Here is a 13,000-nt window from a genome sequence, read left to right on the forward strand (position 1 = left end):
CGGCGCCAAAGAACCTCACGTCGTCCGAATCATGAAAGCAAGCATCCGTTTTTCGCTGGCTGCGTTCCTGCTGATATCGAGCAGCATTGCGTGCCACGCTCAGGAAACTCAATCTTCGACGACTCGTTCGCTCACGAAGGAGCAGCAGGCCGCGCTCGACAAACAGGATCAGGACATCGCGCAGGTTGCGTCGCAGATCATCGCGTTGATCGATCAAAACCGGGCGGGCGACGTGTGGGACCAAGCCTCGCCCATCGCAAAGCAGATCATTTCCCGCGACGACTTCATGAAGAAGGTCGCGCGCGACCGTTCGCCGCTCGGCGCGCCGGGACTGCGCATGCCGATGGGCGTCAAGCACTACCGTTATGACGGCACGGGCAACATGCCCGCGGGCGCGTACATCAACATTCTCTTCGACACTCAGTTCGGCCAGGCGAGTCAGTCGTCGCGAGAAATGGTGACCTTCATTCTCGACTCGGACAAGGTCTGGCGTTTCGTCGGCTATTCGGTGCGCTGAAGCCGCGTCACATGTTCGTCCACGACGCGCACCATCCTTTGCCGGCTACCAGCTTGTCGCCGAAGAGCGTGCAACCGCCCCAGGCATCGCTCGCTTTGCCCTGATACAGCGAGCAGTTCGCGCAGGTTTGATCGGCCGCGAAGTTCGGGTACTTCGCTTTGTCCACTTTCGCGGCGTTCTCCTTATAGCCGACGGCGACCGCCGCCGGATCGGATTCGCTTAAGTGCGGCGCATCGGCGCGTGCTCGCGAGAGCCATAGCGCCGTGCCCGCGCCGATGCTGACAACCATGAAGTTGCGGCGGGACGTGTTCATTGTCGTGGACCGGTTGTTCGTATGTGGGATGTCGTCGCGCGCTCTCGGGCGCTAGTCGAACGATACGCCCACGTTGGCGAATCGAACGAGCGGTCGGTTTCCTCGGTCATCGCGCCGCCAACGTCGTTCATTGCATCGCGCTAAACCTTTGCGGGCGCGTGCCGTAAATCAGGCCAGAACGTAGTTGCAATCGTGTGGATCACCCCTGCGGCGCCCCGGCCGCGGATCAATTCGAAGGAGAACAACCGTGAGTGAACTCGACTGGATGATGGCCGGCGTTTATATGGCAGCGCTTGTGTGCGGCACGCTTTTCATGAGCGTCCTCGCGCGCCGCAGCTTGAACAAGGTGGAGGATCGCGGGCACTGAGCATTCCGGAAGCATCGGTGCACGACGTCCCCGTCGCTGGCGAACAGGAAGCGAAGCTCGATGCGTTGCGCTCGGCGCTCGAAGCCGGCGAGCACTCCGGCCCCGCTAAGCCGCTGGATTTCGATGCCTTCATCGCTCGCAAGCGCAAGTCCGCTCGGTGAGGCAGTGCGTATTCACGCCTGCCGCCGTCCAGGATCTGGACGGCATCTGGGACTACACGTTCGAGAAGTGGGGGCCGGCTCAGGCGGAGCGCTATCTGCGCATGATTCAGGACACAGTCACCGGACTCGGTAAGGGCAGACAACGCAGCCTGTCCGCAGAACACGTCCGGCCCGGTTATCGCAAGGCGCTCGTCGGAATGCACGTGCTTTTCTTCAAGGAGGCCGCGGACACGATCCAGATCGTGCGCGTTCTCCATCAGATGGATTTGCCCGCTCGTCTCGACGAAGCCGAATAGCATTGACGTCAAGAAACAAAACGCGCGCCGTGAGCCGATTCAAACATCGGCCATCCGGCGCGCGTGGACTTCACCTACAGAATTACTGGAACAGCTTGACGGCCTGCGAGAGCGTATTGGTCACGCCCCATGCGAGCGGAATCAGCACGTAGGCCCAGAACACCAGGAGCAACCCCTTGTTCGACGGATGCACTTGCTGAGTTTCGATGCGGTCATTCATCGCGGATCTCCTCGTTGATTCCTAGATTGCGGTCTGCGCCGACGTGTTCATGTGATGCTTCTCATGCACGCGCGAGACGAGCAGATTGCAGACGAAGCCGATCACCAGCAGCGCCGCCATGATATGCAGCGTCATCGTGTACGCCTCTGCGCCCACGACGCCGTGCGAAACCTGGAACGCGCGCACGTAGTTGACGAGCACCGGACCCGCGACGCCCGCCGCCGCCCACGCGGTGAGAAGCCGGCCGTGAATGCCGCCGACGAAAGCCGTGCCGAACATGTCGGCGAGATACGCGGGAATCGTCGCGAAGCCGCCGCCGTACATCGAAAGGATGATGCCGTACGCCAACACGAAAAGCGCGATATTGCCGGAGCCCGCGAATTGCGGCACAAGGAAATACAGCACCGCGCCGAGCGTGAAGAACACGAAGTACGTATTCTTGCGGCCGATCCAGTCCGACGCCGACGCCCACGCGAATCGCCCGCCCATGTTGAAGAGCGACAGCAGCCCGACGAAGCCCGCCGCCGCGCCCGCCGTGATCGACGCCTTGAAGCTTTCCTGAATCATCACCGACGCCTGGCCGAGCACGCCGATGCCGGCCGTCACGTTCAGGAACAGCACGAGCCACAACAGATAGAACTGCGGCGTCTTCAGCGCCTGATCGATATGCACGTGGTTCTTCGTGATCATCTTGTTGGACGTCGCGGGCGGCGTCCAGCCAGCCGGCTTCCAGTCCGCCGGCGGGATGCGGATCGCGAGCGCGCCGATCGTCATCGAGGTGAAATAGAGCACGCCGAGCACGAGGAACGTCTCGGCAACGCCCGAGCTCGTCGCGCTCTTGAAGTGGTTCATCAGCGCGACGGAGCCGGGCGCCGCGATCATCGCGCCGCCGCCGAAGCCCATGATCGCCATGCCGGTCGCCATGCCGCGACGGTCCGGAAACCAGCGTATCAGCGTCGAAACCGGCGACACATAGCCGAGCCCGAGCCCGATGCCGCCGATCACGCCATAGCCGAGATACAGCAGCCAGATCTGATGCAGATAGACGCCGAGCGCCGAGACGAGAAAGCCGCCGCCGAAGCAGCAGGCCGCGGTGAACATCGTGCGGCGCGGGCCGACTTTTTCCAGCCACTTGCCCGCGAATGCCGCCGACAAGCCCAGAAACACGATCGCGAGCGAGAAAATCCAGCCGAGCGTGGTCAGCGACCAGTCATCCGGCGCGGACTTCGTGATACCGATAACCTTCGTGAGCGGCGCATTGAACACCGAGAACGCATATGCCTGCCCGATGCACAGATGAACAGCCAGCGCGGCGGGCGGCACCATCCAGCGCGAGAATCCGGGCCGGGCGATGGTCGCCTCCTTGGAAAAGAAATTTGTCGGGCCGTGGGCGGCCCCTTGATTGATTGTGCTGTTCATTGTGGTCTCCGTGGCGCGTCATGCATGCACGTGCGCGCACATCGTTTACTTTGACGTGCCGTCCGGGGTCGCCGGACAGCAGCCCGCCGTGGTCATGCGCTCGGCGATACGGTCCGCATCGCGCGCTCGCAAGGCCATTTCGCGCCGCTCACATGCGATGGAACCACATATAGATGCGACGCTTTGCCACGGTTGGGCATGACCATAGACAACTGCGATGCCCTTTGCAATATGAACACTCGTGCCATAAGCGTTTGCCCGCAGCGTGTCTGTGGTTTGCGCCACGCTCCGCGCGCATTGCGGAGGCGATGACGTCCGCCGATGCCGCTGTACCGCATCGCTACAGAGCGGGGCAGGTGTTCTGAATGTGAACAGGTCCCATCGCCCTCGTACAAACCCTGACGATGTGCCGCGAAACCGCATGACGATGCGGCTCGCGCGGGCGTCGCATCGTGCCGCGCGCGATGGCATGGAACTCGCAAACAGAAGCGACCGGCGCCGGACATCGGCAGTGCCGGCCCGTTCACGTCGACATGCGAGGAGCACATAGAAATGAATCACGCGGAGATGCAGTTCCTGAGCACCGAATATCCGTACAAGAAGCAGTACGGCAACTTCATCGGTGGCAAGTGGGTGCCGCCGACGGGCGGTGAGTATTTCGACAATATTTCGCCGATCACCGGCGAGCCGTTCACGTCGATTCCGCGTTCGCGCGAAGCCGACATCGAAGCCGCGCTCGACGCAGCGCACGCAGCGAAGACGTCGTGGGGCAGAACCTCCGTCACCGATCGCGCGAATCTGCTGCTGAAGCTCGCCGATCGCATGGAGCAGAACCTGTCGCGTCTCGCGCTGGCCGAATCGATCGATAACGGCAAGCCGCTGCGCGAGACGATGGCCGCCGACATTCCGCTCGCGATCGATCACTTCCGCTATTTCGCGAGCGCCGCGCGTTCGCAGGAAGGCGGCATTTCGGAGATCGATCACGATACGGTCGCGTATCACTTCCACGAGCCGCTTGGCGTCGTCGGGCAAATCATTCCGTGGAATTTCCCGATCCTGATGGCCGTATGGAAGCTCGCGCCCGCGCTCGCGGCCGGCAACTGCGTCGTGCTGAAGCCGGCCGAGCAGACGCCCGCGTCGATTCTCGTGCTGCTCGAAATCATCGAAGACCTCTTGCCGCCGGGCGTGCTCAATGTCGTCAACGGCTTCGGTCTGGAAGCGGGCAAGCCCCTCGCATCGAACAAGCGCATCGCGAAGATCGCTTTCACCGGCGAGACCACGACGGGCCGACTCATCATGCAGTACGCGAGCCAGAACCTCATTCCGGTGACGCTGGAACTGGGCGGCAAGAGCCCGAACATCTTCTTCGAAGACGTGCTCAACGCCGACGACAGCTTCTTCGACAAGGCGCTCGAAGGCTTCACGATGTTCGCGCTGAATCAGGGCGAAGTGTGTACGTGCCCGTCGCGCGCGCTCGTGCAGGAATCGATTTACGAGCGCTTCATGGAACGTGCGCTCAAGCGCGTCGCGGCGATCGCGCAGGGCCATCCGCTCGATACGAAGACGATGATCGGCGCGCAGGCTTCGCAGGAGCAACTGGAGAAGATCCTGTCGTACATCGATCTCGGCAAGCAGGAAGGCGCGCAGTGCCTCTCCGGCGGCGAGCGCAACACCTTCGACGGCGAACTGAAGAACGGCTATTACGTCAAGCCGACGGTCTTCAAAGGCCACAACAAGATGCGTATCTTCCAGGAGGAAATCTTCGGGCCGGTGCTTTCGGTGACGACGTTCAAGACCGAGGAAGAAGCGCTCGAGATCGCGAACGACACGCTGTACGGTCTCGGCGCGGGCGTGTGGACGCGCGACGGCACGCGGGCGTATCGCTTCGGCCGCGCGATTCAGGCGGGACGCGTGTGGACCAACTGTTATCACGCGTATCCGGCGCACGCGGCGTTCGGCGGTTACAAGCAATCGGGCATCGGCCGTGAGAATCACAAGATGATGCTCGACCACTATCAGCAGACGAAGAACATGCTCGTCAGCTATAGCGACAAGCCGCTCGGCTTCTTCTAAAGCGTGTGAGGCCGCCGCTGCTTCCCGCGGCGGCCGATCAAACCGACGGGGACATCATGAGCGAACAGGAAGTGCAGCGCGTGACCGCGACGCCCGCCGCCATCGACTTGATCGAAAGGCTCAAGGCCGAGCATGGCGAGGTGCTGTTTCATCAATCCGGCGGATGCTGCGACGGCAGCGCGCCGATGTGCTTTCCAGTCAGCGAATTCATGGTCGGCGGCTCGGACGTGAAGCTCGGCGCGATCGGCGGCGTGCCGTTCTACATGACCGAATCGCAGTACGAGTACTGGCAGCATACGCAGCTCATCATCGATGCCGTGCCGGGCAATGGCGGCATGTTTTCGCTGGAACGCCCGAGCGGTTTGCGCTTTCTTACGCGCTCGCGTCTGTATAGCGACGAAGAGAACGCGTGGCTCGACAGGCATCCGGTCGAGCACGTGAGCTGAGCGTCATTTCCAGCGCGGCGCGCGCTTTTCGATGAAGGCTTGCGTGCCTTCGAGCGTGGCGTCGTGCATCATGTTGCAGGCCATCGTTTCCGATGCGAGCGCGTATGCCGCTTCGATGCCGGTTTCGAGTTGCCGATAGAACAAGCCCTTGCCCGCCGCGACCGCTTCGCGCGGCTTGGCGGCGATGGTCGCAGCGAGCGTGCGCACGGTATCGTCGAGTTCGCCAGGCGATGCGACGCGATTCACGAGGCCGCGTTCGCGCGCGGTGGCCGCATCGATGAACTCGCCGGTGACGAGCATTTCGAACGCGGCCTTGCGCGATACGTTGCGAGACAGCGCCACGCTCGGCGTCGCGCAAAAGAGCCCGAGATTCACGCCCGATACCGCGAAACGCGCTTCGCTCGATGCGACCGCGAGATCGCACATCGCGACGAGCTGACAACCCGCCGCCGTCGCGATGCCTTGCACGCGCGCGATAACGGGCTGCGGCATGCGCTGGATCGTCAGCATGATGCGCGAGCAGTGCGCGAAAAGCTCGCGATAGTAATCGAGCGCGGGCTCCGCACGCATCTCTTTGAGATCGTGCCCGGCGCAAAACGCGCGGCCTTCTCCTGCGAGCACGACCACGCGCGCATCTGATTCGGCGATGTCCTTCAATGCGCGTTCGAGCGCTTCGAGCATCGATTCAGATAAGGCATTGAACGCATCGGGCCGATTCAGCGTGAGCCTGACGGCACCCTTGATGTCATACGCATCGCGTTCGATCAGAACGAGTTCGCTCATTGTCGTGGTCTCCATCAGACGTCGATCGCGGTGACGGACCCCGCGCGCTTGCGCAACTCGAACTTCTGGATCTTTCCCGTCGATGTCTTCGGCAGTTCGCAGAACTCGATCGCGCGCGGCACCTTGAAGCCGGCGAGATGCTTCTTGCAATGCGCGATCAACTCTTCCGCGCTCGCGTGCGCGCCGCTTTTCAATTCGACGAAAGCGCAGGGCGTCTCGCCCCAGCGCGTATCGGGCTTCGCGACGACCGCGACGGCAAGCACCGCCGGATGCCGGTACAGCACGTCCTCCACTTCGATGCTCGATATGTTCTCGCCGCCCGAGATGATGATGTCCTTGCTGCGATCCTTGATGCGTACATAGCCGTCCGGATACGCGACGGCGAGATCGCCGGTATGGAACCAGCCGCCGCGAAACGCTTCTTCGGTCGCGGCCGCGTTCTTCAGATAACCCTTCATCGCGATGTTGCCGCGGAACATGATCTCGCCGATGGTCTCGCCATCGGAAGGCACGAGTTCCATCGATATCGGATCGCGCACCGTGACCGCATCCTGCAAGTGATAGCGCACGCCTTGCCGCGCATTCATTCGCGCGCGCTCGCCGATATGGAGCGCGCTCCATGCGGCCTGCTGCGGGCAGACCGTGGCCGGGCCATAAACTTCCGTGAGCCCGTACACATGCGTCAGTTCGAAGCCCATGCGCTCCATGCCTTCGATCATCGCGGCGGGCGGCGCGGCGCCCGCGACCATCGCATGGACTTTCTGATCGAAGCCGGTCTTCATGTCGTCGGGCGCGTTGACGAGCAGGTTCTGCACGATCGGCGCGCCGCAATAATGCGTGACGCGCTCGCTGCGAATCAGATCGAAGATGGTCTTCGCATCGACGCGGCGCAGGCACACGTTCACGCCCGCGCGCGCGGCGACGGTCCACGGAAAGCACCAGCCGTTGCAATGGAACATGGGCAGCGTCCACAAGTACACGGCATGCTTCGGCATGTCCCATTCGAGGATATTGCTCACCGCATTCGTATACGCGCCGCGATGGTGATACACGACGCCCTTCGGATTGCCTGTCGTGCCCGACGTGTAATTCAGACAGATTGCGTTCCACTCGTCGGATGGCGGCGACCATTCGTATGCGGGATCGCCGCTCGTGAGCAGCGCTTCGTATTCGATTTCGCCGATGCGCTCGCCCGCGCCCGCGTACTGCGGATCGTCGACATCGATGACCAGCACGTCCTGCGGCACGTCTTTCAGCGCGCGGCGCATCACGTCCGAGAACTCGCGATCGACGAGCACCGCCTTCGCTTCGCCGTGCGTGAGCATGAACGCGAGCGTGGCGGCGTCGAGCCGCGTGTTGAGCGTGTTGAGCACGGCGCCCGTCATCGGCACGCCGAAGTGCGCTTCGACCATTTCGGGCGTGTTCGGCAGCATCGCGGCGACGGTATCGCCGAGGCCGATGCCGCGTGCCGCCAGCGCCGATGCGAGCCGCCGCGTGCGCGCGTAGGTGTCGGCCCAGTTGCGCCGGACATCGCCGTGCACGATAGCGGGAAGCGTCGGATATACGGACGCCGCGCGCTCGATGAACATGAGTGGCGTCAGCGCCGCGTAGTTGGCGGCAGTTTTGGGAAGGCCATCGTCGTACATGCTGGCGGTCATGATTGTCTCCTCGGGCGCGAATCTATCGGATGGCGTCAGTGTCGCTCACGTTTCTTAGAAGATCGTTATCACGCGCGCAACTTACGTTAGCCTGACGCTCCGACTCATGGTTTGCCCTGATCAGCCGAGATCGTCGAGCTTGACTTCGAAGCCCCGCTTCACGCCCGGGCGCGCGAAAAGCGCCTCGTACCAGCGCTTGACGTTAGGGTAATCATCGAGCGAAACCTGATGACGTTCATGCCGCCACGCCCAGCCGAGAATCGCGAAATCGGCGACGGACATATCGCCCGCGACGCATTCCACTTGCGCGAGGCGCTTGTCGAGCACGCCGTACAGGCGGCGCGTTTCGTCGGAATAGCGCTTCAAACCATAACGCCGGTCGCTTTCCGCTTCGACCATGCGGAAGTGATGCACCTGTCCTGGCATCGGGCCGAAGCCGCCCATCTGCCACATCAGCCATTCGAGCACGGGCACGCGATCGCGCAAACTCGCGGGCAGAAACTTGCCCGTCTTCTCGCCGAGATAGAGCAGGATCGCGCCGGACTCGAACACGCTGATCGGCTGGCCGTCGGGTCCGTCCGGATCGACGATCGCCGGAATGCGATTGTTCGGGCTGATGCGCAGAAACTCAGGCGTATGCTGCTCGCCCTTCGTGATGTTCACCGTTTTCACAGTGTACGGCAGTTGCATTTCCTCCAGCGCGACGCTGATCTTGCGTCCGTTGGGCGTGTTCCATGTATGCAGTTCGATGGTCATGGCAATCCGTCCCGTTCAGGTCAACGCAGGCGAGACGTGACGCGCGAAGCCCGGACGCTGCGTGATGCCCACATACCAGCGTTCGAGTTCGGGAAGCGCGGGGCGAACCAGCTCCGCGATGCCGAACCAGCGGCGCGCATACGCGGCAACGACGAGATCGGCGAGCGTGAACGTGTTGCCTTCGAGATAGTCGCGGCCCTTCAGATGCGCATCGATAACGCGCCAGAGCTTTTCCACCTCGCTCGCGGCGGCAGCGAGTTGCTGCGCATCGCGATCCGCGGCACTCGTGCGGATATAGCCCCAGAAAACCGGACGTTCGGCGGGTTGCAGGGTCGAAAGCGTCCAGTCGAGCCAGCGGTCCGCGCTCGCGCGCACTTTCGGCTCGGCGGGATAGAGCGTGCTGGCACCGCCGTATTGCATCGCGAGATAGCGAATGACCGAGTTCGACTCCCACAGCACGAAGTCGCCGTCGACGAGCGTGGGCACGCGGCCCATCGGGTTCATCGCGAGATAGTCGGGCTCGTTGTTGCGCCCGAATTGCAGGCCCGCGTCGATGCGCTCGTACGCGAGCCCCAGTTCATCGCAGCACCACAGCACTTTCTGCACATTGACCGAGTTGGCCCGGCCCCAGATCGTCAGCATTCGATGTCTTCCTCCGTACTTGTCGAAGGATCCATCTTAGCTGTGTTTCGCGTTTTGCCTCAGTCGATGTGCGCCGCGAAACCGGTCTTTCCGGCTGCGAGTTCGTCGCGCAGCGTGAGCTGAGGAATCGCGTAGTCGCCGTGATTCTGCTTGCGGAATGCAATGGGCGCATCGTCCCAGAGACCGTCGAGACGCCGGCCGAGCGCATCGTATGTGGCTTGCAGGCGCGCTTCATCCATGCGATGCGTTTCATAGAGAACGAACGGCGGCAGCACATCGAAGCCTGGATAAAAAAGCATGCCGTGCTGGATGTGAAAGAGAATATCGTCGATGGGTCCGTTGATGCCGCGCGGACTGTAATGCGATTCCCAACCGCCCGTCGTGACGACGATCATCGCGCGCTTGCCCGCCATCAGACCTTCGCCGTAGCGGTCGCCCCAATGCGTGTCCGAATGCTCGCCGACGCCGTAGCCGAAGCCGTACGCATAGACGCGCTCGACCCAGCCCTTCATGATCGCGGGCATCGAGAACCACCACATCGGAAATTGCAGGATCAGCGCGTCGGCCCAGCGCAGCTTGTCCTGCTCCAGCTCGATGTCGCGGCTTTGCAGGCCGTTTTCGAACGCGTGCTTCGAATCGAGGCTCGCGTGAAACGGCGTATCGGCCTTGCGGTCGCGCACGTCGTTCGCATCGAGCGGCGCCTTCCAGTTCATTGCATACAGGTCGGAGACTTGCACGCTATGGCCGTTCGCGCGCAAACGCTCTACGGTGAAATCATTGATGGCGCCGTTCAGCGAGCGGCGTTCCGGATGGGCATACACGATCAGCACATTCATGAGGCTTTCTCCACTTCGTTTCTGGAATGGAGACCAGCTTAAGAGCCTCTCGGGTATATTGGAAATGAATATCTGAAATTGCAGGAATTGCCATGACTAATACCTTGAGAAGGCTCGATCTGAACTTGCTTCTCACGCTCGACGTTTTGCTTGCCGAACAGAACGTCACGCGTGCAGCCGAGCGCCTTCATTTTTCGCAACCTTCCGTGAGCGTGCATCTGTCGAAGCTGCGCGACATCTTCGGCGATCCTCTGCTGTTGCCCGGCCCGCGTGGCATGCGCCCGACAGCGCGAGCGGAAAGTCTGCGGGAGCCGTTGCGCGAAGCGCTGGCATCGCTCGAACGCGCGGTGTCGCCGGAAGCCGCGTTCGATCCCGCCATCGCCGACAACACATGGCGCATCGCCGCCACTGACTACAGCGAATCGACCGTGCTGCTGCCTGCGTTGAGCGGCTTGCGCGCCGCCGCGCCGCACACGCGGATCGCCGTGCTGGAGATGTTGCCGCCGCGTCTTGCGAAGCAGGCGGAGAACGGCGAGATCGATCTCGCGTTTCACATCACATCGCCCGAGATGGCCAATTTTCATCAGCAAGCGCTCTTCACGGAAAGCTATGTGCTCGTGGGACGCAAGGATCATCCGCGATTGAAGCGGCGTCCGACGTTCGCGCAGTTCTGCGCACTGGAGCATGTGATCGTGTCGCCCGATGGCGGCGGATTCTTCGGCCCGACGGATGACACGCTCGCAACGTTCGGCATGAAGCGGCACGTCGCGCTGTCGGTGCCGCACTTCCTCTTCGTGCGCTCCGTGCTCGCGACGACCGATCTGGTTTCGATGCAACCGGCGAGGCTCGCGAAGCGCTGGCCGGAGTTGCGCATCGTCGCGCCGCCCGTCGACGTGCCCGGCTACGAGATGTCGATGTACTGGCATGAACGCGTGCATCGCGATCCTGCGCATCGATGGCTGCGTGAGTTCATCGCGCAAGCTGTTTGAAAGAATGACGCTGCATTGATGATCTTTTCGCATGATCGTCTTTATCGTTATTACTGATTCAGTGCTCGAAAGGCGAGTGCTACTGTTTGTCGGCAAATCCTTAATTGCTGCATGTGTCATGTGTCTGGCTGGCGTCGCTCCACGATCGAATACACAGAGGAGACTGATGATGTCAAAGCGCAAGACGTGGCGGGGAATGAGTACCGTCATTGCAACGGGTACGGCGATGGCGGCCTTGAGTCTCACGGTCACGGCGCACGCGGCAGGGGAGCCGATCAGGATCGGCGTCATCAGCGAAGAGTCCGCGGTGGCGGGCGCTTCGATCAGCAAGGCCGCGCAACTCGCAGCGGAGGAGATCAACGCGAAGGGCGGTGTCGATGGCCGGCAAATCCAGATCATCGCGTATGACGATCACTCGTCGGCATCGGACGGCGTGCGTGCCTTTCAGCGCGCCGCGAGTCAGGACAAGGTAGTCGCGATCATCGGCAGCTACATCAGCGAAGTCGCGCTCGCGATGGAGCCATGGTCCGCGCGCCTGAAGATGCCTTTCATCACGCCGGGCGCGGCGAGCAACGAAATCTCGAAGCGCGTGCATGACGACTACGATCACTACAAGTACACCTTCCACGGCTGGATGACGTCTGCGTTCATCGCGCAATCGATCTGCGATTTCTCGCATGACGTGCTTGTCGTCGAGTTCAAGATGAAGACGACCGTCGTGATGAGCGAGGACGCCGCGTGGACCAAGCCGCTCGACGAGCGCTACCTCGAGTGCCTGCCGAAAGCGGGCCTCAAGGTGCTGGATCACATCCGCTTCAATCCGGACACGTCGGACTTCACGCCGATCTTCAACCAGATCGAAGCGAAGCATCCGGACACGATCACGACGGGCATCAGCCATGTCGGCGTGCAGCCGACCGTCCAGTGGCACGATCAGCAAGTGCCGATTCCGATGTCGGGGCAAAGCTCGCAAGCGACGACCACGAGCTTCTGGAAGGACACCAACGGCGCGACCGAAGGTGTGATCACCGCATCGGCGGCGGCGCCGGGCGTCGCGTTGACGCCGAAGACCGTGCCCTTCGTCGAGTCGTATCAGAAGCACTTTGCCGGCGTATCGCCCGCGTATGACGGCTTCACGAGCTATGACCTCGTGTACATCATCGCGGATGCGATTCATCGCAATCAAGGCTCGACCGATCCCGACAAGATGGTCGATGCGCTCGAAAAGACCGACTATGTCGGCACCATCGGACGCTGGCAGTTCTACGGCAAGAACGATCAGTTCACGCACGCGTTGAAGTACGGCGAAGGCTATATCACCGGCATCAACCTGCAATGGCAGAACGGCAAGCAAGTGGCGATATGGCCGAAGTCGGTGGCGAACGCAAAGGTCAAGTTTCCGGCCTTCGTGAAGGTGCAGGCAGCCGCGAACTAAGCGCGTTTGCGTCGTCGCGACGCGCGTGCGCTGCCGATAGCGCGCGCCTTGCGGCGCATGTTGCGGGGACCGGTTCCACGTTGGCATCG

15 protein-coding genes are annotated in these 13,000 nt (G+C 62.1%); 7 read left to right on the forward strand and 8 right to left on the reverse strand.

Features of this window, described 5'->3' with window-relative positions; translation table 11 throughout:
- Positions 1-31 precede the first annotated feature (31 nt).
- Positions 32-517, forward strand: coding sequence for a DUF4019 domain-containing protein (locus QCE49_RS20755; RefSeq protein ID WP_175980585.1), 486 nt, complete (start codon positions 32-34; stop codon positions 515-517).
- A 7-nt stretch (positions 518-524) separates the two neighbouring features.
- Here QCE49_RS20755 and QCE49_RS20760 read toward each other — a convergent pair whose 3' ends face one another.
- Complete coding sequence (locus tag QCE49_RS20760; protein ID WP_250457178.1) at positions 525-830, reverse strand: high-potential iron-sulfur protein; 306 nt, start codon at positions 828-830, stop codon at positions 525-527.
- Between the two features lie 384 nt (positions 831-1,214).
- Between QCE49_RS20760 and QCE49_RS20765 the strand changes: the two genes are divergently transcribed.
- Both QCE49_RS20765 and QCE49_RS20770 read left to right on the forward strand, forming a co-directional pair.
- On the forward strand, positions 1,215-1,358 hold the full coding sequence (locus QCE49_RS20765) for a type II toxin-antitoxin system ParD family antitoxin (protein WP_250457179.1): 144 nt from the start codon (positions 1,215-1,217) through the stop codon (positions 1,356-1,358).
- Positions 1,355-1,654, forward strand: coding sequence for a type II toxin-antitoxin system RelE/ParE family toxin (locus tag QCE49_RS20770; protein WP_250457180.1), 300 nt, complete (start codon positions 1,355-1,357; stop codon positions 1,652-1,654). The genes QCE49_RS20765 and QCE49_RS20770 overlap by 4 nt, the downstream gene beginning before the upstream one ends.
- Before the next feature lie 82 nt (positions 1,655-1,736).
- Here QCE49_RS20770 and QCE49_RS20775 read toward each other — a convergent pair whose 3' ends face one another.
- Positions 1,737-1,874, reverse strand: coding sequence for a hypothetical protein (locus QCE49_RS20775; protein ID WP_008347687.1), 138 nt, complete (start codon positions 1,872-1,874; stop codon positions 1,737-1,739).
- 21 nt (positions 1,875-1,895) lie between these two features.
- Positions 1,896-3,293, reverse strand: coding sequence for an OFA family MFS transporter (locus tag QCE49_RS20780; RefSeq protein WP_250457181.1), 1,398 nt, complete (start codon positions 3,291-3,293; stop codon positions 1,896-1,898).
- 552 nt (positions 3,294-3,845) lie between these two features.
- Between QCE49_RS20780 and adh the strand changes: the two genes are divergently transcribed.
- Together adh and QCE49_RS20790 are read left to right on the forward strand one after the other, a co-directional pair.
- Positions 3,846-5,366 (forward strand): aldehyde dehydrogenase, encoded by a 1,521-nt coding sequence (adh, locus tag QCE49_RS20785; protein ID WP_250457182.1) that lies wholly within the window; start codon positions 3,846-3,848, stop codon positions 5,364-5,366.
- A gap of 56 nt (positions 5,367-5,422) precedes the next feature.
- Positions 5,423-5,812, forward strand: coding sequence for a DUF779 domain-containing protein (locus QCE49_RS20790; protein ID WP_033536247.1), 390 nt, complete (start codon positions 5,423-5,425; stop codon positions 5,810-5,812).
- Positions 5,813-5,815: 3 nt separating this feature from the next.
- Here the strand turns inward: QCE49_RS20790 and QCE49_RS20795 are convergent, their stop codons facing one another.
- The 5 genes from QCE49_RS20795 to QCE49_RS20815 form a co-directional block, all read right to left on the reverse strand.
- Positions 5,816-6,595 carry an enoyl-CoA hydratase gene (locus QCE49_RS20795; protein WP_008347695.1) on the reverse strand — a complete coding sequence of 260 codons (780 nt, stop codon included), beginning with the start codon at positions 6,593-6,595 and terminating at the stop codon, positions 5,816-5,818.
- A 14-nt stretch (positions 6,596-6,609) separates the two neighbouring features.
- Complete coding sequence (locus QCE49_RS20800; protein WP_250482008.1) at positions 6,610-8,253, reverse strand: acyl-CoA synthetase; 1,644 nt, start codon at positions 8,251-8,253, stop codon at positions 6,610-6,612.
- Between the two features lie 120 nt (positions 8,254-8,373).
- Positions 8,374-9,009, reverse strand: a complete 636-nt coding sequence (locus QCE49_RS20805; RefSeq protein WP_175980593.1) for a glutathione S-transferase family protein — start codon at positions 9,007-9,009, stop codon at positions 8,374-8,376.
- A 15-nt stretch (positions 9,010-9,024) separates the two neighbouring features.
- A complete protein-coding gene (locus QCE49_RS20810) occupies positions 9,025-9,651 on the reverse strand; it encodes a glutathione S-transferase family protein (protein ID WP_008347701.1) in 627 nt (208 codons plus the stop codon).
- Positions 9,652-9,710: 59 nt separating this feature from the next.
- The gene (locus tag QCE49_RS20815; RefSeq protein WP_250457183.1) at positions 9,711-10,487 is read right to left on the reverse strand and encodes an NAD(P)H-dependent oxidoreductase; all 777 of its coding nucleotides are present in this window, start codon (positions 10,485-10,487) and stop codon (positions 9,711-9,713) included.
- Positions 10,488-10,579: 92 nt separating this feature from the next.
- Here QCE49_RS20815 and QCE49_RS20820 point away from each other — a divergent pair, with 92 nt between their 5' ends.
- Positions 10,580-11,476: a LysR family transcriptional regulator gene (locus tag QCE49_RS20820; protein WP_250457184.1), complete on the forward strand. Its 897-nt coding sequence runs from the start codon at positions 10,580-10,582 to the stop codon at positions 11,474-11,476.
- Between the two features lie 196 nt (positions 11,477-11,672).
- A complete protein-coding gene (locus tag QCE49_RS20825; RefSeq protein ID WP_409017358.1) occupies positions 11,673-12,911 on the forward strand; it encodes an ABC transporter substrate-binding protein in 1,239 nt (412 codons plus the stop codon).
- The last annotated feature ends 89 nt before the right edge of the window (positions 12,912-13,000 follow it).

It is taken from the genome of Caballeronia sp. LZ008 (genome assembly GCF_031451435.1).
Lineage (GTDB): Bacteria > Pseudomonadota > Gammaproteobacteria > Burkholderiales > Burkholderiaceae > Caballeronia > Caballeronia zhejiangensis.

What these genes read in the sequence shown, in the direction of transcription:
- QCE49_RS20805 (WP_175980593.1), bottom strand. Translation starts at nt 9,009, where the DNA reads ATGACCATCGAACTGCATACATGGAACACGCCCAACGGACGCAAGATC.
- QCE49_RS20780 (WP_250457181.1), bottom strand. Translation starts at nt 3,293, where the DNA reads ATGAACAGCACAATCAATCAAGGGGCCGCCCACGGCCCGACAAATTTC.
- QCE49_RS20810 (WP_008347701.1), bottom strand. Translation starts at nt 9,651, where the DNA reads ATGCTGACGATCTGGGGCCGGGCCAACTCGGTCAATGTGCAGAAAGTG.
- QCE49_RS20800 (WP_250482008.1), bottom strand. Translation starts at nt 8,253, where the DNA reads ATGACCGCCAGCATGTACGACGATGGCCTTCCCAAAACTGCCGCCAAC.
- adh (WP_250457182.1), top strand. Translation starts at nt 3,846, where the DNA reads ATGAATCACGCGGAGATGCAGTTCCTGAGCACCGAATATCCGTACAAG.
- QCE49_RS20755 (WP_175980585.1), top strand. Translation starts at nt 32, where the DNA reads ATGAAAGCAAGCATCCGTTTTTCGCTGGCTGCGTTCCTGCTGATATCG.
- QCE49_RS20790 (WP_033536247.1), top strand. Translation starts at nt 5,423, where the DNA reads ATGAGCGAACAGGAAGTGCAGCGCGTGACCGCGACGCCCGCCGCCATC.
- QCE49_RS20775 (WP_008347687.1), bottom strand. Translation starts at nt 1,874, where the DNA reads ATGAATGACCGCATCGAAACTCAGCAAGTGCATCCGTCGAACAAGGGG.
- QCE49_RS20795 (WP_008347695.1), bottom strand. Translation starts at nt 6,595, where the DNA reads ATGAGCGAACTCGTTCTGATCGAACGCGATGCGTATGACATCAAGGGT.
- QCE49_RS20815 (WP_250457183.1), bottom strand. Translation starts at nt 10,487, where the DNA reads ATGAATGTGCTGATCGTGTATGCCCATCCGGAACGCCGCTCGCTGAAC.
- QCE49_RS20760 (WP_250457178.1), bottom strand. Translation starts at nt 830, where the DNA reads ATGAACACGTCCCGCCGCAACTTCATGGTTGTCAGCATCGGCGCGGGC.
- QCE49_RS20825 (WP_409017358.1), top strand. Translation starts at nt 11,673, where the DNA reads ATGAGTACCGTCATTGCAACGGGTACGGCGATGGCGGCCTTGAGTCTC.
- QCE49_RS20820 (WP_250457184.1), top strand. Translation starts at nt 10,580, where the DNA reads ATGACTAATACCTTGAGAAGGCTCGATCTGAACTTGCTTCTCACGCTC.